This window comes from Streptomyces silvisoli (genome assembly GCF_029269905.1).
Lineage (GTDB): Bacteria > Actinomycetota > Actinomycetes > Streptomycetales > Streptomycetaceae > Streptantibioticus_A > Streptantibioticus_A silvisoli_A.
In genome coordinates this window covers 242176-259976 of sequence record NZ_JARJBC010000004.1, presented here as the reverse complement: position 1 = coordinate 259976, position 17801 = coordinate 242176, and the positions used below count along the sequence as shown (strand labels likewise).

Annotated in this window: 19 protein-coding genes; 14 read left to right on the top strand and 5 right to left on the bottom strand. The window is 70.0% G+C overall.

Translation table 11 applies throughout. From position 1 onward, the window contains the following. Positions 1-237 precede the first annotated feature (237 nt). The 9 genes from atpB to P3G67_RS09050 all read left to right on the top strand — a co-directional run bounded on the left by atpB (position 238) and on the right by P3G67_RS09050 (position 7881). Positions 238-1029 (top strand): F0F1 ATP synthase subunit A, encoded by a 792-nt coding sequence (atpB, locus tag P3G67_RS09090; RefSeq protein ID WP_269853877.1) that lies wholly within the window; start codon positions 238-240, stop codon positions 1027-1029. A gap of 89 nt (positions 1030-1118) precedes the next feature. Next, positions 1119-1370, top strand: a complete 252-nt coding sequence (gene atpE, locus P3G67_RS09085) for an ATP synthase F0 subunit C (RefSeq protein WP_269853876.1) — start codon at positions 1119-1121, stop codon at positions 1368-1370. Positions 1371-1411: 41 nt separating this feature from the next. Next, positions 1412-1954, top strand: coding sequence for a F0F1 ATP synthase subunit B (locus P3G67_RS09080; RefSeq protein WP_276092969.1), 543 nt, complete (start codon positions 1412-1414; stop codon positions 1952-1954). Then, positions 1951-2766, top strand: a complete 816-nt coding sequence (locus P3G67_RS09075) for a F0F1 ATP synthase subunit delta (protein WP_276092968.1) — start codon at positions 1951-1953, stop codon at positions 2764-2766. The genes P3G67_RS09080 and P3G67_RS09075 overlap by 4 nt, the downstream gene beginning before the upstream one ends. Before the next feature lie 114 nt (positions 2767-2880). After that, the gene (gene atpA / locus P3G67_RS09070; RefSeq protein ID WP_269853193.1) at positions 2881-4452 is read left to right on the top strand and encodes a F0F1 ATP synthase subunit alpha; all 1572 of its coding nucleotides are present in this window, start codon (positions 2881-2883) and stop codon (positions 4450-4452) included. Between the two features lie 2 nt (positions 4453-4454). Continuing rightward, entirely contained in the window at positions 4455-5384 is a 930-nt protein-coding gene (locus tag P3G67_RS09065) for a F0F1 ATP synthase subunit gamma (RefSeq protein WP_269853192.1), read from the top strand. 2 nt (positions 5385-5386) lie between these two features. Next, on the top strand, positions 5387-6829 hold the full coding sequence (atpD, locus tag P3G67_RS09060) for a F0F1 ATP synthase subunit beta (RefSeq protein ID WP_269853191.1): 1443 nt from the start codon (positions 5387-5389) through the stop codon (positions 6827-6829). A gap of 115 nt (positions 6830-6944) precedes the next feature. Continuing rightward, a complete protein-coding gene (locus P3G67_RS09055; protein WP_276093073.1) occupies positions 6945-7319 on the top strand; it encodes a F0F1 ATP synthase subunit epsilon in 375 nt (124 codons plus the stop codon). A gap of 115 nt (positions 7320-7434) precedes the next feature. Next, positions 7435-7881 (top strand): DUF2550 domain-containing protein, encoded by a 447-nt coding sequence (locus P3G67_RS09050; protein WP_269853190.1) that lies wholly within the window; start codon positions 7435-7437, stop codon positions 7879-7881. A 60-nt stretch (positions 7882-7941) separates the two neighbouring features. On the opposite strand, the gene P3G67_RS09045 is transcribed toward P3G67_RS09050, so the two are convergent. The 3 genes from P3G67_RS09045 to P3G67_RS09035 form a co-directional block, all read right to left on the bottom strand. Next, positions 7942-8514, bottom strand: a complete 573-nt coding sequence (locus tag P3G67_RS09045; protein ID WP_276092967.1) for a cob(I)yrinic acid a,c-diamide adenosyltransferase — start codon at positions 8512-8514, stop codon at positions 7942-7944. Positions 8515-8669: 155 nt separating this feature from the next. Next, positions 8670-9425: an ABC transporter permease gene (locus P3G67_RS09040; RefSeq protein WP_276092966.1), complete on the bottom strand. Its 756-nt coding sequence runs from the start codon at positions 9423-9425 to the stop codon at positions 8670-8672. 9 nt (positions 9426-9434) lie between these two features. After that, positions 9435-10217, bottom strand: coding sequence for an ABC transporter ATP-binding protein (locus P3G67_RS09035; RefSeq protein WP_276092965.1), 783 nt, complete (start codon positions 10215-10217; stop codon positions 9435-9437). 79 nt (positions 10218-10296) lie between these two features. Here P3G67_RS09035 and P3G67_RS09030 point away from each other — a divergent pair, with 79 nt between their 5' ends. The 4 genes from P3G67_RS09030 to P3G67_RS09015 all read left to right on the top strand — a co-directional run bounded on the left by P3G67_RS09030 (position 10297) and on the right by P3G67_RS09015 (position 15057). Further along, the gene (locus tag P3G67_RS09030; protein ID WP_276092964.1) at positions 10297-10938 is read left to right on the top strand and encodes a TetR/AcrR family transcriptional regulator; all 642 of its coding nucleotides are present in this window, start codon (positions 10297-10299) and stop codon (positions 10936-10938) included. Between the two features lie 81 nt (positions 10939-11019). Beyond that, positions 11020-11868 carry a 3-hydroxyacyl-CoA dehydrogenase family protein gene (locus P3G67_RS09025; protein ID WP_276092963.1) on the top strand — a complete coding sequence of 283 codons (849 nt, stop codon included), beginning with the start codon at positions 11020-11022 and terminating at the stop codon, positions 11866-11868. 189 nt (positions 11869-12057) lie between these two features. Beyond that, a complete protein-coding gene (locus P3G67_RS09020) occupies positions 12058-12381 on the top strand; it encodes an STAS domain-containing protein (RefSeq protein WP_269853184.1) in 324 nt (107 codons plus the stop codon). A gap of 186 nt (positions 12382-12567) precedes the next feature. Beyond that, positions 12568-15057: an ATP-binding protein gene (locus tag P3G67_RS09015; protein WP_276092962.1), complete on the top strand. Its 2490-nt coding sequence runs from the start codon at positions 12568-12570 to the stop codon at positions 15055-15057. A 181-nt stretch (positions 15058-15238) separates the two neighbouring features. On the opposite strand, the gene nucS is transcribed toward P3G67_RS09015, so the two are convergent. Then, on the bottom strand, positions 15239-15898 hold the full coding sequence (nucS, locus tag P3G67_RS09010) for an endonuclease NucS (RefSeq protein ID WP_269853182.1): 660 nt from the start codon (positions 15896-15898) through the stop codon (positions 15239-15241). A 265-nt stretch (positions 15899-16163) separates the two neighbouring features. On the opposite strand from nucS, the gene P3G67_RS09005 reads away from it, so the two are divergent. Continuing rightward, positions 16164-16556, top strand: coding sequence for an SCO5389 family protein (locus P3G67_RS09005; protein WP_276092961.1), 393 nt, complete (start codon positions 16164-16166; stop codon positions 16554-16556). 32 nt (positions 16557-16588) lie between these two features. Here P3G67_RS09005 and P3G67_RS09000 read toward each other — a convergent pair whose 3' ends face one another. Further along, complete coding sequence (locus P3G67_RS09000; RefSeq protein WP_276092960.1) at positions 16589-17614, bottom strand: LLM class flavin-dependent oxidoreductase; 1026 nt, start codon at positions 17612-17614, stop codon at positions 16589-16591. Positions 17615-17801: the final 187 nt, after the last annotated feature.

Genomic DNA, 17801 nt, shown 5'->3' with positions numbered 1-17801 from the left:
GCTATGGTCCGTGCCAGCACGCGGACGTGCGGATCCGGGCCGCGTCGCGCCATCACTCGGTGCGACAGCCCCCGCTGCCGCTGACCGCCGGTCCTCTTGGCCCGCTGCGGTCCCACCCCCTGATCAGTGAGACCAGTCCAGTGCCGCACCGTGGCCACGCGTCACGCCGACACACCGAGGTTGCCGTAACCATGCGTCAAGCCGCCGAAGGAGCCCGTGGTGAGTGCTGACCCCCAGATGCTCGCCTTCGAGACCAACTGCCACATCTTCAGCGGTTGCGGCTTCCCGTCTCCCGGCCTGAACTCCTTCGTCTTCAAGCCCCTGTTCACGGTCGGCGGCTTCCACTTCAACAAGCCGATGCTGCTCGCCGTGCTCACCACGATCATCGTGGTCGGCTTCTTCTGGGCGGCGTTCGCCAAGCCGAAGCTGCTGCCGGGCAAGCTCCAGATGATCGGCGAGGCCGGTTACGACTTCGTACGGCGTGGTGTGGTCCACGAGACGATGGGCCGCAAGGAGGGGGAGAAGTTCGTTCCCCTCATGGTCTCGCTCTTCTTCTTCATCTGGATCATGAACCTGTGGGCGATCATCCCGGTCGCCCAGTTCCCGGTCACGTCGATCATCGCCTTCCCGGCCGGTCTCGCGGCGATCGTCTACCTGACGTGGATGACGCTGACCTTCAAGCGCCACGGTTTCGTGGGAGGGATCAAGAGCCTCTGCGGTTACCAGAAGGGCCTCGGTGCCGTCGCCTTCCTGGTGTTCCCGCTGGAGTTCCTCTCCAACACGATCATCCGGCCCTTCACGCACACGGTGCGACTCTTCGCGAACATGTTCGCGGGTCACCTGCTCCTGCTGATCTTCACGGTCGGCGCCTGGTACACGCTGAACGGCATCGGTATCGCGTACTCGGCCGTCGCCTTCGTGATGGTCGTCGTGCTGACCCTCTTCGAGCTGTTCATCCAGGCTCTGCAGGCCTATGTGTTCGTCGTCCTCGCCTCGGACTACGTCCGCGGCGCGATCGCCGGTCACTGACGGACGCCCGCGTCCACCCCAGACCTCCGACCCGCCCTCGGTGGCCCGCCCACCGGCTGTGAAAAAACACTAAGGAAGAAAACGACATGATGGACCAGCTCGTCACCCTCGCCGCCAGCAAGGAGCACGTCTACGGCTCCGTCGCCTCCATCGGCTATGGCCTCGCCGCCATCGGCCCGGGCGTGGGTATCGGCATCATCTTCGGTAACGGTGTCCAGGCCATGGCCCGCCAGCCTGAGGCCACCGGTCTGATCCGTCAGAACATGATCCTGGGCTTCGCGCTCTGTGAGGCGCTCGCCCTCATCGGCATCGTCATGCCGTTCGTGTTCGGTCAGAACTGACCGAGCCGACCGACAGCCCTTAACAGACGAAAGGTCCCGATGTGACTCTCCTGCAGACTGCGGCGAGCGAGGCGGAGAATCCGCTCATCCCGCCGATCCCGGAGCTGGTCATCGGCCTGATCGCCTTCCTTATCGTCTTCGGCTTCCTGGCCAAGGTGCTGCTCCCTCGCATCAACAAGGTGCTGGAGCAGCGGCACGAGGCCATCGAAGGCGGCATGGAGAAGGCCGAGGCCGCCCAGGCCGAGGCACAGGCGACGCTGGAGCAGTACCGCCAGCAGCTCGCCGAGGCTCGCCACGAGGCCAACCGCCTGCGCCAGGAGGCGCAGGAGCAGGGTGCCGCGCTCATCGCCGAGATGCGCAGCGAAGGCCAGCGCCAGCGCGAGGAGATCATCGCCGCGGGCCACGCCCAGATCGAGGCCGACCGCAAGCAGGCCGCCCTCGCGCTGCGTCAGGACGTGGGCAGGCTCGCCGTCGAACTGGCCAGCAAGCTGGTCGGCGAGGCGCTTGAGGAGCACGCCCGGCAGAGCGGTGTCATCGACCGTTTCCTCGACGAGCTTGAGGAGAAGGCCGAGGCAACGCGATGAGCGGAGCGAGCCGCGAGGCACTGGCCGACGCACGCGAGCGGCTCGACGCGCTGACCGACAACACGTCCGTCGACGCGGCGCAGCTCGCCGAGGAACTGGCTGCCGTAACGGCGCTGCTCGACCGGGAGGTGTCGCTGCGCCGACTTCTCACCGACCCCGCACAGGGCGGCGAGGAGAAGGCGGAGCTGGTCCGGCGACTGCTGACCGGCCAGGTCAGCGGCGAGACCCTCGACCTGGTCACCGGCATGGTCCGGTCGCGCTGGTCGGCGTCGCGCGACCTGGTCGACGCGGTCGAGAACCTTTCGGACACCGCGGAGCTCATCGCCGCCGAGCGCTCCGGTGCGCTCGACGACGTGGAGGACGAGCTGTTCCGCACCGCGCGGATCATCGGCTCGTCCCCCGAGCTGCGTGCCGTGCTGACGGACGGCGGAACCAGCGGAGCGGCCAAGGCCGAGCTGATCAAGAAGCTGCTGGGCGGCAGGGCGCACCCCGTCACCGTCCGCCTCGTCGCGCGTCTTGTGGCACATCCGCGGGGCCGTAGCCTGGAAGCAGGGCTCGACGCCCTCTCCAAGCTGGCCGCGGAGCGTCGCGGTCGGCTGGTCGCGGTGGTCACGTCGGCGATTCCACTGTCCGACCGGCAAAAGCAGCGTCTCGGTGCGGCGCTGGCCAAGCTGTACGGCCGCCAAGTGCACCTGAACCTGGACGTGGACCCCGAGGTCCTCGGCGGGATCAGCGTGCGGGTCGGCGACGAGGTCATCGACGGCACGGTCGCCAGCCGCCTCGAAGAGGCGACCCGGCGGCTGACCGGCTGACCAGCCACCGATGGGGGGCTGGCGACAGCCCCCGAAGAACACGCGTAGCACTGAAGCGGCCCGAGTTGGGCCGTAAAGATACTTAGGGCCCAACAAGGAGAGCAGGGAACCCAGATGGCGGAGCTCACGATCCGGCCGGAGGAGATCCGGAGCGCGCTGGAGGAATTCGTCCAGTCGTACAAGCCGGACGCGGCCTCGCGCGAGGAGGTCGGTACGGTCAGCGATGCCGGTGACGGTATCGCGCACGTCGAGGGCCTGCCCTCGGCCATGGCGAACGAGCTGCTGAAGTTCGAGGACGGCACCCTCGGCCTCGCCCTCAACCTTGAGGAGCGGGAGGTCGGTACCGTCATCCTCGGTGAGTTCAGCGGCATCGAGCAGGGGCAGACCGTTCGTCGCACCGGCGAGGTGCTGTCCGTACCGGTGGGCGAGGGCTACCTCGGCCGCGTTGTCGACCCCCTGGGCAATCCGATCGACGGCCTCGGTGAGATCGAGACCGAAGGCCGTCGCGCCCTCGAACTGCAGGCCCCCACGGTCATGCAGCGCAAGTCGGTGCACGAGCCGATGCAGACCGGCCTGAAGGCCGTCGACGCGATGACCCCGATCGGCCGCGGTCAGCGTCAGCTGATCATCGGCGACCGGCAGACCGGCAAGACCGCGCTCGCCGTCGACACGATCATCAACCAGCGCGACAACTGGCGTTCCGGCGACCCGAAGAAGCAGGTCCGCTGCATCTACGTCGCCGTCGGCCAGAAGGGCTCCACCATCGCGTCCGTGCGCGGCGCGCTGGAGGAGGCGGGCTGCCTGGAGTTCACCACCATCGTCGCCGCCCCGGCGTCCGACCCGGCGGGCTTCAAGTACCTCGCGCCGTACACCGGTTCGGCCATCGGCCAGCACTGGATGTACCAGGGCAAGCACGTCCTGATCGTCTTCGACGACCTGTCCAAGCAGGCCGACGCCTACCGCGCGGTCTCCCTGCTGCTGCGCCGCCCGCCGGGCCGTGAGGCCTACCCGGGTGACGTCTTCTACCTGCACTCCCGGCTGCTGGAGCGCTGCGCCAAGCTCTCCGACGACATGGGCGCCGGTTCGATGACCGGTCTGCCGATCGTGGAGACCAAGGCCAACGACGTGTCGGCGTTCATCCCGACCAACGTCATCTCCATCACCGACGGCCAGTGCTTCCTGGAGTCCGACCTGTTCAACGCGGGCCAGCGCCCGGCGCTGAACGTGGGTATCTCGGTCTCCCGTGTCGGTGGCTCCGCGCAGCACAAGGCGATGCGCCAGGTCTCCGGCCGCCTGCGGGTGGACCTCGCCCAGTACCGCGAGCTGGAGGCGTTCGCCGCCTTCGGTTCCGACCTGGACGCGGCCTCCAAGGCGTCGCTGGAGCGCGGCAAGCGCATGGTCGAGCTGCTCAAGCAGGGCCAGTACGCGCCGTACTCGGTCGAGGAGCAGGTCGTCTCCATCTGGGCCGGCACCAACGGCAAGCTGGACGACGTCCCGGTGGAGGACATCCGCCGCTTCGAGCGCGAGCTGCTGGACTGGATGGAGCGCGAGAAGAAGGAGCTGCTCACCAGCATCCGTGAGGGCGCCAAGATGTCCGACGCGACCATCGAGGCCATCTCCGAGGCGGTCGACACCTTCAAGAAGCAGTTCGAGACCTCGGACGGCAAGCTGCTGGGTGAGGGCTGAGCATGGGCGCCCAACTTCGGGTCTACAAGCGCCGCATCCGCTCCGTCACCGCCACCAAGAAGATCACCAAGGCGATGGAGATGATCGCCGCTGCCCGCATCGTCAAGGCGCAGCGCGCGGTGGCGGCCTCCACTCCGTATGCCACCGCGCTGACCCGCGCGGTGGCGGCGGTGGCCACCGGCTCCACCGACAAGCACCCGCTGACCACCGAGAAGGAGAACCCGGCGCGCGCCGCGGTGCTGCTGATCACCAGCGACCGCGGTCTGGCCGGCGGATACTCCGCGAACGCCATCAAGGCGGCCGAGCGGCTCACGGAGCGGCTGCGCTCCGAGGGCAAGGAGGTCGTGTCGTACGTCGTGGGCCGCAAGGGTGTGGCGTACTACAACTTCCGCGGTACGGACATCGCGGACTCGTGGACCGGCTTCACCGACAGCCCGACGTACGCGGACGCCAAGCGGGTCGCCGACCCGCTGATCGAGGCCGTCGTCGCGGGCTCGGAGGAGGGCGGCGTCGATGAACTGCACATCGTCTACACGGAGTTCGTGTCGATGATGACGCAGTCACCGGTCGGCGACCGGCTGCTGCCGCTCAGCCTGGAGAAGACCGCGGAGGCGGTCGAGGAGGCTGAGGCGCACAGCGGCAAGCCCATGCCGCTGTACGAGTTCGAGCCGTCCGCGGAGGGCGTGCTGGACGCGCTGCTGCCGCGGTACGTCGAGTGCCGGGTCTACAACGCCCTGCTGCAGGCGGCGGCCTCCGAGCACGCCGCCCGCCGTCGGGCGATGAAGTCGGCGACCGACAACGCCGAGGAACTCATCAAGTCGCTCACGCGGCTTGCCAACGCGGCCCGCCAGGCCGATATCACCCAGGAAATCAGCGAGATCGTCGGTGGCGCGAGTGCCCTGGCCGACGCGACCGCGGGGAGTGACCGCTAATCATGACCACCACAGTTGAGACGACTACGGCGACGGGCCGCGTCGCGCGGGTCATCGGCCCCGTCGTCGACGTGGAGTTCCCCGTCGACGCGATGCCCGAGATCTACAACGCGCTCCACGTCGAGGTCGCCGACCCGGCCAACGCCGGGGAGAAGCGCACGCTGACCCTTGAGGTCGCCCAGCACCTGGGCGACGGCATGGTCCGCGCGATCTCGATGCAGCCCACCGACGGTCTGGTCCGCCAGGCCGAGGTGATCGACACCGGCGCGGGCATCTCGGTGCCGGTCGGCGATGTCACCAAGGGCCGGGTGTTCAACACCCTCGGTGAGATCCTGAACGAGCCGGAGGCGGCCTCCGAGGTCACCGAGCGCTGGCCGATCCACCGCAAGGCCCCGGCCTTCGACCAGCTTGAGTCGAAGACCGAGATGTTCGAGACCGGCCTGAAGGTCGTCGACCTGCTGACCCCGTACGTCAAGGGCGGCAAGATCGGTCTGTTCGGTGGTGCGGGCGTCGGCAAGACGGTCCTCATCCAGGAAATGATCATGCGTGTGGCGAAGCTGCACGAGGGTGTGTCGGTGTTCGCCGGTGTCGGTGAGCGCACCCGTGAGGGCAACGACCTCATCCAGGAAATGGAAGAGTCGGGCGTTCTGGACAAGACCGCGCTGGTCTTCGGTCAGATGGACGAGCCCCCGGGCACCCGTCTGCGGGTCGCGCTGGCCGGTCTGACCATGGCGGAGTACTTCCGCGATGTGCAGAAGCAGGACGTGCTGTTCTTCATCGACAACATCTTCCGCTTCACCCAGGCCGGTTCCGAGGTGTCCACCCTGCTCGGCCGCATGCCGTCCGCGGTGGGTTACCAGCCGAACCTCGCGGACGAGATGGGCATCCTGCAGGAGCGCATCACCTCGACCCGCGGCCACTCGATCACCTCGATGCAGGCGATCTACGTTCCGGCGGACGACCTGACCGACCCGGCCCCGGCGACCACCTTCGCGCACCTCGACGCGACCACGGTGCTCTCCCGGCCGATCTCGGAGAAGGGCATCTACCCGGCGGTGGACCCGCTGGACTCCACGTCCCGCATCCTGGACCCGCGCTACATCGCGCAGGACCACTACGACTGCGCGATGCGCGTCAAGAGCATCCTGCAGAAGTACAAGGACCTCCAGGACATCATCGCGATCCTCGGTATCGACGAGCTGAGCGAGGAGGACAAGCTCACCGTCCACCGCGCCCGCCGCATCGAGCGGTTCCTGTCCCAGAACACCCACGCGGCGAAGCAGTTCACCGGCGTGGACGGTTCGGACGTCTCGCTCGACGAGTCGATCGCGGCGTTCACCGCGATCGCCGACGGTGAGTACGACCACTTCCCGGAGCAGGCGTTCTTCATGTGCGGTGGTCTTGAGGACCTGAAGAAGAACGCGAAGGAGCTGGGCGTCTCCTGACGCCTGACGCTTCGCACGTGTGATGGGGGGCGGGCTGGTCCCGCCCCCCGTCTCGCACCCCGTTATCCTGTGACCCAACACCTGCCGGCAGCGGTGGGTGGAGACCCGAGGAGCCATCTTGGCCGAGCTGCACGTCGAGCTGGTCGCCGCCGACCGCAAGGTCTGGACCGGTGAAGCCAACATCGTCGTCGCGCGCACGGTGTCGGGCGACGTAGGCATCATGCCGGGCCACCAGCCGCTGCTCAGTGTGTTGGAGTTCGGTCCGGTGACCATCCGCACCGCCGACGGCCCGGTCGTCGCGCTGGTGCACGGTGGGTTCATCTCGTTCTCGGACAACAAGCTCTCGATTCTCGCGGAGATCGCCGAGCTGGCGGACGAGATCGACGTCGAGCGCGCCGAGCGCGAGCTCGAGGTCGCCAAGGCGGAGGCGGACGCGGCTGCGGAGCTCAAAGCCGCCGCGCGACTGCGTGTCGCCACCGGCACGTACTGAAACGCGAGCTGAGGCCGCGGACCGCCGAACAGGGGGTCCGCGGCCCGGCCGCAGCAGGAGCAGTCTGTAGAGGTGTCCGGTCACCCCGGACCTGAAGGCGAGGAGGTCAGTGGGCGTGGTCCTCGCTTTGCAGCTGTTCGGACTGGCCGTCGCGGTGGCCGCGATCGGCCTTTTCGTCTTCGGACTGCGCCGCAGGCTGATCCAGCGCCCGGGCGGCACCTTCGACTGCAGTCTGCGGTCCGTCGGGGAGACGGCCGCCGAGCCCACCGGCAAGGGCTGGGTGTACGGCGTGGCCCGGTACAGCGGCGACCGCGTCGAGTGGTTCCGGGTCTTCTCCTACGCCCCGCGCCCGCGCCGGGTGCTGGAGCGCTCCGCGATCGAGGTCATCCAGCGCCGCACCCCGCAGGGCGAGGAGGAGCTGGCGCTGCTCTCCGACGCGGTCGTGCTGGTCTGCACCCATCGAGGCGCGCGCCTCGAACTCGCCATGAGCGACGATGCCCTCACGGGCTTTCTGGCCTGGCTGGAGGCGGCGCCTCCAGGCCAGCGCGTGAACGTGGCCTAGCGGCCTTCTGGCGCTCGGGGCGAGCCGGATCAGACGGCACGCCCCGGCCCCCGTGTCGGGCTAGCGGTTCTCTCCCGGCACCCACAGCACGTCCCCCTGCTCCCTGTTGGCCGTGCGGGCCAGGATGAACAGCAGGTCGGACAGGCGGTTGAGGTACTTCGCGGTCAGCGGGTTCATCGTGTCGCCGTGTGACTCCAGTGCCGCCCAGGTGGTGCGCTCGGCGCGGCGCACCACGGTGCAGGCCTGGTGGAGCAGTGCGGCGCCGGGGGTGCCGCCGGGGAGGATGAAGCTGCGCAGCTTCTCCAGGTCCGCGAGGAAGCGGTCGCAGTCCGCCTCCAGCTTGTCGATGTAGCTCTGCCCGACCCGCAGCGGCGGGTACTTGGGGTCTTCCACCACCGGTGTGGCGAGGTCGGCGCCGACGTCGAACAGGTCGTTCTGCACCCTGGCCAGGACCGTGGTGACCTCCTCCGGCAGTGCGCCGAGCGCGATCGCCACGCCGATCGCGGCGTTCGCCTCGTTGGCGTCGGCGTACGCCGCGATCCGCGGGTCGGTCTTGGGCGCCCGGCTCATGTCGCCGAGGGCGGTGGTGCCGTCGTCGCCGGTCCGGGTGTAGATACGTGTCAGATTGACCATGGCACGAGTATGCCTCCGGCGGTTTCCGGCGGTGGGGTCGCGGTGCGCCCGCGGCCGTAGGCCGCTGATGGACGCTGTTTGCGCTGCCGGGCCGCGCCGCCGGGTTGCTCGCCGCCGCGGCGGTCTTCTCTCGGGGCAAGCCCCCAAAGGACTCTCTACGCCCCCGCCTTGCGGAAGAGGTGTGTGCCGGTGGTGACGGAGGCCACGAGCAGGGCCGACGTCACCAGTACCCCGTACCGCATGGCCGTGCCGCCGTAGTCGCCGACGAAGGCGGCCCGTACCGCGTCGACCAGGTAGCGCAGCGGCATCAGGTGGGAGAGGACGTTGAGCCAGCCGGGCGCGAGGGACATCGGGAGCAGCAGGCCCGACAGCAGCATCGCGGGCAGGTTGACGGCGTTGACCAGCGGGGCGAACGTCTGCGGGGTGGCGACCCGCATCGCCAGCGCGTAGGACAGCGAGGCGAGCGACACCGTCATCGCGGCGACGAAGCCGAAACCGATCAGGATGCCGGGCAGTGGCGCCCGCAGCCCCATCGCCAGTGCGACCAGGACCACCAGCGCGGCCTGGAAGACCAGCAGTGCCGCGTCCCGCAGCACCCGGCCGAGCAGTAGCGCCAGTCGGCTGACCGGCGTGACGCGCATCCGCTCCACGACGCCGTGCTGCTTCTCGATGAGGAGGCCGAAACCGCTGAACGCGGCGCCGAACAGCCCGAGTTGCAGCAGCAGCCCGGGCACCAGCACCTGCCAGGAGCCGCCGTGCGGTGCCAGTGGCACGCCGGTCAGCAGCGGCCCGTAGAACAGCAGGTACAGCAGCGGCATCAGCGCGCCGAAGAGGATCTGCGTGCGGGAGCGCAGGGTCTGCCGGGCGTACCGCCCGAAGACGAGCGCGGTGTCGGAGACGAAGGTGGTCAACGAGGGCTCCTAGACGGCTACGGGGGCGGCATCCGGTGGCGTGGCGGCACGCCCGGTGATGGCGAGGAAGGCGTCGTGCAGGCTCGCGTCGGGCGAGCCCGCGTACCGCGTCTTCAGCGCGGCGGGGGTGCCCTCCGCGACGATCCGGCCCTGGTCGACGACGACCAGGCGGTCGCAGAGCGCGTCGGCCTCGTCCAGGTAGTGCGTGGTGAGGAAGACGGTGGTGCCCCACTGCGCGCGGACGCGCCGGACCGTGTCCCACAGGTCGGCGCGGCTGCCCGGGTCGAGTCCGGTGGTCGGCTCGTCCAGGAACAGCACCGCGGGCCGATGGGTGAGTCCCATGGCGATGTCCAGCCGTCGCCGCTGGCCGCCGGACAGCGCGGCGCACCTGCGGTCCAGCAGCCCGGTCAGGTCGAGCCGGTCCGCCAACTCCTCGGCGCGTGCGGTGGATTGGCTGCGGGTCAGGCCGTAGAGGCGTCCCTGGGTGGTGAGTTCCTCCCGTACCGAGACGGTCGGGTCGACGCCGCCCGACTGTGCCACGTAGCCGGTCGCCCTCCGTACTCCGCGGGGGTCGCGGACCAGGTCGTGGCCCGCCACGGTGGCGGCGCCGCCGGTCGGTGCCAGCAGGGTGGTGAGCATCCGCAGGGTGGTGGTCTTCCCGGCGCCGTTGGGGCCGAGGAAGCCGAGGATCTCGCCCGCCGGCACGGTGAGGTCGATGCCGTGGACCGCGTGTACCGGTCCGTGTCTGGTCTCGAAGGTCCGGGCGAGCCCGGCCGTGCTGATGACTGCCATGGCGCAAGAAAACCAGGCCCACTTAAATTTTGCAATGCCACCAAAATTTACTGGACCCCAGCGAAGCTAGGATGGGAGCATGGCGGCAGAGGGGCTCAGGGAGCGCAAGAAGCGGCGGACGCGGCAGAACATCTCGGACATCGCCACCGGGCTGTTCCTGGAGCGCGGGTTCGACGCGGTGACGATCGCGGAGATCGCCGAGGCCGCCGAGGTCTCCGTCAACACCGTGTACAACTACTTCCCCGCCAAGGAGGACCTGTTCTTCGACCGGAGCGCGGGCCTGATCGACCGGCTGCCCCGGTACGTACGCGGCCGGGACAAGGGGGAGTCGGCCGCCGTGGCCGTACTGCGTGAACTGCGCGCTCAGGTGGAGGAGGTCTCGCCCGCCATAGGGCTGATGGACGGCTACGACCGCTTCATGCGCGTCGTGGACGGCTCGTCCGCCCTCAAGGCCCGGCTCGCCCATCTGCAGCAGGAGGTCATGCGGGCCGTCGAGCGCACGCTGCGCGAGGAGACCGGCGCCGCCCCCGGCGATCCGCTGCCGCTGCTGGTCGGCTCCCAACTCGCCTGGCTGCAGCGGACGCTCATGGAGTACATCGGCGCGCAGATGGTCGCCGGACGCGCTCCCGCCGAGGTCTCCCGCGAGGCGCTCGCCCTGCTGGACGAGATGGAGGACCTGTTGGGCGAGCGCGTCCTCAACTATGCGGTGAAGAACACATAGTGACGCGAGCCTCTTCATACTGCGCGCAGTGGTGAACGGACGTTAAGGTCCGCCCAAAGACGTCAAATGGAGGGGTGTGTCGTGGCGAAGAAGCTCGCCGTCATCGGAGCCGGTCTCATGGGCTCCGGCATCGCACAGGTATCCGCCCAGGCGGGCTACGAGGTCGTGCTGCGCGATGTCACCGACGAGGCGCTGGCCCGGGGCAAGGGCGGGATCCAGGCGTCGTACGAGAAGTTCGTCGCCAAGGGCAAGCTGGACGCCGACGCCGCGCAAGCCGCGCTCGGCCGCATCACCACGACCACCGACCTCGACGCGGTCGCCGACGCCGACATCGTCGTCGAGGCGGTCTTCGAGAAGATCGAGGTCAAGCAGGAGATCTTCCGCGCCCTCGACAAGCTGGTGCGCGAGGAGGCGATCCTCGCCTCCAACACCTCCGCCATTCCGATCACCAAGATCGCCGCGGTGACCGAGCGGCCGGAGCGCGTCGTCGGTACGCACTTCTTCTCGCCGGTGCCGATGATGCAGCTGTGCGAGCTGGTCCGCGGCTACAAGACCAGCGACGAGACGCTCGCCGCCGCCCGGGCCTTCGCCGAGGAGATCGGCAAGACCTGCATCGTCGTCAACCGCGATGTCGCGGGCTTCGTCACCACCCGGCTGATCTCCGCCCTCGTGGTGGAGGCCGTCAAGCTCTACGAGTCCGGTGTGGCCTCCGCCGAGGACATCGACATCGCCTGCAAGCTCGGCTTCGGCCACGCCATGGGACCGCTGGCCACCACCGACCTGACCGGTGTCGACATCCTGCTGCACGCCACCGGCAACATCTACACCGAGTCCCAGGACGAGAAGTTCGCCCCGCCGGAGTTGATGCGGCGCATGGTTGACGCCGGTGACATCGGCCGCAAGAGCGGCCAGGGCTTCTACCGCTACTGAAGCGGCGGACGGTGCGTCCGTGCCAGTGCGGACAACCGCGTTGGCACGCGCGCCTTCACCCCGACGAGTGAATTCGGTATCGGTTCGCTCACGGACGGCAACCCTTGGATGCGACGAATCGTCAGTTGCGGTGAGACTGGAGAGACGATCGGTACGGACCACGGGGATCCACACACCTTGGGAGCGCGCATGCACATCAGGGGCGACCATGCCCAGCTCAGCGTCGGGGGCCGCCTCGACGTCCGGAGCGCGGCGGACGCCCGTACCGTCCTGCATTCCGCTGTCGACTCCGGCCACGGGGACCTGGTGCTGGATCTGACCGAACTGGACTCGTGGGACGCCACGGGCCTCGGCGTGATCATGGGCGCGCACCGGCGCGCCGGACGTGCCAACCGCCGCCTCGTGCTGCGCGGTGTGCCCCCGCAGATGGAACGGCTGCTGGTGGCCACGCGGCTGCACCGGATCCTCACCATCGAGCGGGGTGTCACGGTGGATCCGTCGGCTCGCCCCTAGCGCCGGGGGCCGGTTCCGGCGATGCCGACCGGTGGTGTCACAGTCCGGGGGAGAACACAGTAGGGTTCGGTTCCCGGCGTGCCGTCCGGCACGCCGTCGCAAAGGCAACCGGGCCGGTCCCAAGTTCGGACGTACGGGCTTCCGGTACGACATCCCGTACGCGAGTCGCTATGGGGGGCGGAGACGATGGAATCACACAGCCGTGGCCCCGAGGACCACGAAGCCCCCGGTACGCCGGTGCCAGGGGAGCGACCGGTGACCGGTGGTGAGGAAACCCTGTCGACCCGGCGGCCGCCGCGCCCACCGCTCGCCGACGGGACCGGTGCGCAGGGGACCGCGCGGGTCGCCCAGGTGGTGGCGGGGGAGTACCTCCTGACCGTCAACCCGATAGACGGCAGCGAGGTCGTGCTGTGCCCACCCGGCCGGATATCCCCGGCCGCTCGCCGAACCCCCGAGCAGCGGGCGGCCCGCGATCTCTCCCATGGTCTTCGGGGTGTGGGCAGTGTCCCCTCCGCCCGGCCGGTGGCCTCCGCCGGTACGCCGACGCCGGGGCCGCCGCTGCTGGAGCGGTCGGAGGAGATCGAGCGGCTGGTACGGCTGCTCGGCCGGGGCCGCTCGGTACGGGTCACCGGACCCTCGGGCTCCGGCCGTACCGCGCTGCTGGCCGTGACAGCAGACCGTTGCGCGGGCCTCGCGCCCGATGGCGTGATCCGTCTGTCCGGCTACCGGCGCACCCCCGCTGACCTGCTGTACGACCTCTACACAACGGTCTACCGGGCGGACGGCCACCGTCCGGACCGGCCGCGGCTGCGTGAGCTGGCGGCCGACATCGGCGCCGTCGTCGTACTCGACGACATCGAGTTCGGCGGCGCGGCCCTGGAGGAGCTCCTCGCCGCCGCCCCGGAATGCGCCTTCCTGATCTCCGCCACCCCCGAGGTGGCCGCCCCCTCGCCCGACTCGCACCTCGAAGAGGTCTTCCTGCCCGGCCTGTCCAAGGCCGCCTGCACGGAACTGCTGGAGCGGGCCGTCGAGCGCTCGCTCACCGAAGAGGAGCGCGCCTGGGCATCGGACCTGTGGTTCGAGTCCGAGGGGCTGCCGCTGCGCTTCGTCCAGGCCGCCGCGCTGCTGCGGCACCGCGAGGCGGCCCGAAAGGCCGCGGCGGAGGACGCCGAGCGGTCCGCGGAACGGGTCGACGACAACCCGTTCGACCCCGAGGCGGTACGCGGCCGTGCCGCGCTGCCCTCGCTGGCGGAGAGCGCCGCACCGGCCCAACTGCTCGCCTCCCGGCTGAGCGAGAACGCCGCCGAGGCGCTCGCCTTCGCCATCGCGCTCGGCGGCGAGTGCCCGCACCAGTCGCATCTGCCCGCGCTGGTCGGGGACACGCACGCCGACACGGCGCTCGCCGAACTCGTCGACTGCGGGCTCGCCACCCCCGTGGGCTCGCACTTCCGGCTGGCCGCCGGGGTGCTCCAGCAGCTCACCGCCGGAGGCGACGCCGGGCAGCGGGAACGTGCCCAGGCACCCGCACAGCACTACGCGTGGTGGGCGGGGCATCCGTCGGTGGACGCGGAACGGGTCGCCGCCGAGGCGGACGCGATCCTCGCCGCGATGTCCGCCAGCCGCGACGGCGGCCACCCCAGCGCCGCGGTGCTGCTGGCGCACACCGCCGCACCGGCGTTCGCCGCCGCGTTGAACTGGAGCGCGTGGGAGCGTGCGCTGCGGATCGGACAGGAGGCCGCGCGGCTCGCCGGCGAGGTGGGTGAAGAGGCCTACTTCCACCATGAGTTGGGCGTACTCGCGCTGTGCACCGGCAATCTGGAGCGGGCGCGCACCGAGTTGGAGGCGTCCATCGGCATGCGCGGGGTGCTGGCCGACCGGCAGGGCACCATCGTCGGGCGGCGCACGCTCGCGCTGGTCACCGACCGGGCGGCCGGGCCGTCGCCGGTGCGCACCCAGTCCGCGGAGGAGATCCCGGTCTCCCGCAGCGAGGCCTCGCAGTCGCCGCTGACGGTGCGGCCGCCGCTCGCGGTGGAACGGACGGCGCCGACCGTGGTCACCCCACAGCTCGCCGCCGAGGCGCCGTCCCGGCGGCGGCTCGGCGCGCTCGCCGGATCGCGCCGCAACCTCATCGCCGCGGGGGCGGGGGCGGTGCTGGTCGCCGTGCTCGGGACGGTCGTGACGCTCGGCGCCACGTCCGGGCACCAGTCCGAGCAGAACGCGCCGATGAATGTCAACACCTCGGAATCGGCCACCCAGGACACCAACGGCGACGGTGATCTGCCGGCCGGGCAGCCGTCGACCGGAGGCGGTACGCCGCGGCACGCGCCGCCGTCCGGCTCCCCGGCACACGGTGCGTCGACGAGCCCCACGGTGTCGTCCAGCGGGGCGCCGTCCAGTGGGCCGACCTCACCGACCGGTACCGGGTCGACCCCTCCGCCCTCGAAGACGCCACCGCCCTCGACGCCGCCGTCATCGCCACCGCCGCCGTCCAAGTCGCCCACGCCGCCACCGAGTTCGTCACCGCCCTCGACGCCGCCGTCCAAATCCCCGGTCGCCCCGAGCACCGGCACGTCCACGACGGCCAGCGGGGCGGCGCCCAGCGAGTCGATGAGCGGGCCCGCTTCCAGCGGCGGTCCAGCGAAGCCCAGCGCGGCCCCCAGCGGCAGCACCGCGTAACGCCCTCAGGGCAGGGGGAGTTCGAGACGGGGGCGCCGCCGCGGTGGTCTTTTGCGGCGGGCTTGGGGCCCCATTACCCCCGGCGGGGGCGGAAAGCGAAGCCCCCGGGGCGTTCCTTCGCCACCGGGGGCTTGGGGCGGAGCCCCAAAAACCAGGGCAAGGGGGCCACGCCCCCGAAGCCCTAGAAAAGCCGCAGCTTGTCGTCTTCGATGCCGCGCAGGCCGTCGTAGTCCAGGACCGCGCAGGAAATGCCACGATCCGTGGCCAGTACGCGGGCCTGCGGCTTGATCTCCTGGGCGGCGAAGACGCCCTTCACCGGGGCCAGGTGCGGGTCGCGGTTGAGCAGTTCCAGATAGCGCGTGAGCTGTTCCACACCATCGATCTCGCCACGCCGCTTGATCTCCACCGCGACCGTACCGCCGTCGGCGTCCCGGCACAGGATGTCTACCGGGCCGATGGCCGTGGGGTATTCGCGTCGAATGAGCGTCCAGCCCTCACCGAGGGTCTCGATGCGGTCGGCGAGGAGTTCCTGGAGGTGCGCCTCCACACCGTCCTTGATCAGACCCGGGTCCACACCCAGCTCGTGGGAGGAGTCGTGCAGCACCTCCTCCAAGGTGATGATGAGCTTCTCCCCCGCCTTGTTGACCACGGTCCACACGCCGTCCCCCTCCTTGAGGGTGCACGGCGGCGACATCCAGTTGAGGGGTTTGTAGGCGCGGTCGTCCGCATGGATCGACACACTGCCATCGGCTTTTATCAGCAGAAGTCGCGGCGCCGACGGCAGGTGGGCGGTGAGCCGACCCGCGTAGTCCACGGAGCAACGAGCAATGACGAGACGCACGGTCCGCAACGCTACTCGAACCTGCCCCCGCCGCGCATTCTGATCTTGGTCGTCCGGGACCTGGAACGGGCCGGCGACAGGATGCGCATTCGGGGACAGGGCGGGCACCCGACGTTGGCTGGTTGTGGGCGCAAGCTTCTGGTGCGGCAGTACCGATCCACCTACCGTGGGTAGCGGGAGTCCGCCGTGCGGGAGATATTTCGGTGGCTTCCCTCCGACATCCGTTAGGCCCCGTGCGCCGCGCGGGGTCGCGAGAGGAGAACCCATGTCGCTCGACGTCTCACCGGCCCTCCTCGAACAGGCCGAGCGAGGCGAGGTCGACGAAGCGGAATTCGTCGACTGCGTCCGGACCTCCCTGCCGTACGCATGGGAGCTGATCAGCTCACTGGTGGCCCAACTGAAGGTTGACGGCGGCGACTTCGCCGACAACGTGGTTCCGCCGCCGGACGAGCAGGCGCGCGGCCAGCTGTTGCGCGCGCTTGCCAGTGACGCCATGCGCGGCGCTTTGCAGCGGCACTTCGGGGTCCGTCTCGCATTCCAGAACTGCCATCGGGTCGCCGTCTTCCCGCTCGACTCCTCCGCCGACCCCACGTACGCCCGCTTCACCTCGGTGCGGGCCCAACTGCTCAACCAGTCCCCCGAGTTGAGGGACTGCTGAGCCCGTACAGCGCCGCCTTGAGTCTCCCGCTGCTACGTCAGCAGCGGGAGTACTTCGCTGCCCAGTCGCGCCACGTTCAGTTCAGTACCGGTCAGATCGCCGGAGCCCTCGGCGAGCAGCGCGAAGCGGCTGATCCCGGTGCGCTCCGCGGTCGCGGCGAGCCGGTCGGCGCACAGCCGGGGGGTGCCCACCGGGTGCAGTCGGCACAGCAACTCCGTGTACTCCTCCACGTCCCGCATCCGCCGTGCCCGGCCGTCCACCGTCACATGCGCGGCGAGCCCCTGGCGTAGCCACTCCGGCATCGCCTTGGTCAGGATCTCCACGGCGTCCCGCTCGGTGTCCGCCAACTGCACCAGCCCGGCGGAGACATGCGCTACCCGGGCCACCTCTTCGGGTGAACGTCCCAGTGCCAGCGCGGTGTTGCGCCACAGCGCGGTCATCTCCGCCTTCTCCTCGTCCCCGCAGTGCATGCCGAGCAGCATCGGCAGACCGCGTTGCGCCGCGAGCCGTACGCTCGCGGCTGAGGTGCAGGCGAGCACCACCGGCGGCCCTGACGACTCCTCCAGCTCGTCGGCGCGGGGTACGACCGGGACCTCGCGGAACCGGTAGCGCGGCCCGTCCGCGCTGACCCGTGGTTCGCGCAGCCAGCGCAGCAGCAGGTCGAGCGCCTCGGGGAAGCCCTCCTCGTAGGCGGCCAGGCCGGTGCCGAAGACCTCCAGGTCCTGCCAGGGGCCGCCGCGGCCGACGCCCAGCGTGAAGCGCCCGCCGGAGGTCAGATGCAGCAGCGCGGCCTGCTCGCCGAGGGTGACCGGATGGGCGGTGGGCAGCACGCTGACCGCGGTGCCGATGCCGATCCGCCGGGTGCGGCCGAGCAGCATCGCGGCCAGCGTGGCGCCCTGCGGGCACACCCCGTACGGCATGAAATGGTGCTCGGCCAGCCATACGGCGTCGAGCCCGGCGGACTCGGCGGCATCCGCGGTGCGCAGCGTACGGTGCAGCGCCTCGGTGTGGCCCTGACCCGGGAACTGGGCCGAGAGCGCGAATACCCCTACGCGCATTGTTGATTCACCTCTCCTCGCCCGGCGAGGCTCCCCAATGGCAATAACGCGCGACACGTGCCGAAGGCACGGGCTGGCGCCGCTATTTCGTGACTGCGTGATTGTCGGACAGGCGTCTACCCGGGAATGCGGCGGTTACCCGAGGGCGACGGCGCCGCGTACGCTGGAGGTGACCCTTGGCAAGCCG

Excerpts from the sequence above, each read along its gene's own strand:
- P3G67_RS09020 (WP_269853184.1), top strand. The coding sequence starts at position 12,058 with ATGCACATCAGGGGCGACCATGCCCAGCTCAGCGTCGGGGGCCGCCTC.
- atpD (WP_269853191.1), top strand. The coding sequence starts at position 5,387 with ATGACCACCACAGTTGAGACGACTACGGCGACGGGCCGCGTCGCGCGG.
- P3G67_RS09065 (WP_269853192.1), top strand. The coding sequence starts at position 4,455 with ATGGGCGCCCAACTTCGGGTCTACAAGCGCCGCATCCGCTCCGTCACC.
- P3G67_RS09015 (WP_276092962.1), top strand. The coding sequence starts at position 12,568 with ATGGAATCACACAGCCGTGGCCCCGAGGACCACGAAGCCCCCGGTACG.
- atpB (WP_269853877.1), top strand. The coding sequence starts at position 238 with ATGCTCGCCTTCGAGACCAACTGCCACATCTTCAGCGGTTGCGGCTTC.
- atpA (WP_269853193.1), top strand. The coding sequence starts at position 2,881 with ATGGCGGAGCTCACGATCCGGCCGGAGGAGATCCGGAGCGCGCTGGAG.
- P3G67_RS09075 (WP_276092968.1), top strand. The coding sequence starts at position 1,951 with ATGAGCGGAGCGAGCCGCGAGGCACTGGCCGACGCACGCGAGCGGCTC.
- P3G67_RS09030 (WP_276092964.1), top strand. The coding sequence starts at position 10,297 with ATGGCGGCAGAGGGGCTCAGGGAGCGCAAGAAGCGGCGGACGCGGCAG.
- P3G67_RS09000 (WP_276092960.1), bottom strand. The coding sequence starts at position 17,614 with ATGCGCGTAGGGGTATTCGCGCTCTCGGCCCAGTTCCCGGGTCAGGGC.
- atpE (WP_269853876.1), top strand. The coding sequence starts at position 1,119 with ATGGACCAGCTCGTCACCCTCGCCGCCAGCAAGGAGCACGTCTACGGC.
- P3G67_RS09035 (WP_276092965.1), bottom strand. The coding sequence starts at position 10,217 with ATGGCAGTCATCAGCACGGCCGGGCTCGCCCGGACCTTCGAGACCAGA.
- P3G67_RS09005 (WP_276092961.1), top strand. The coding sequence starts at position 16,164 with ATGTCGCTCGACGTCTCACCGGCCCTCCTCGAACAGGCCGAGCGAGGC.
- P3G67_RS09045 (WP_276092967.1), bottom strand. The coding sequence starts at position 8,514 with ATGGTCAATCTGACACGTATCTACACCCGGACCGGCGACGACGGCACC.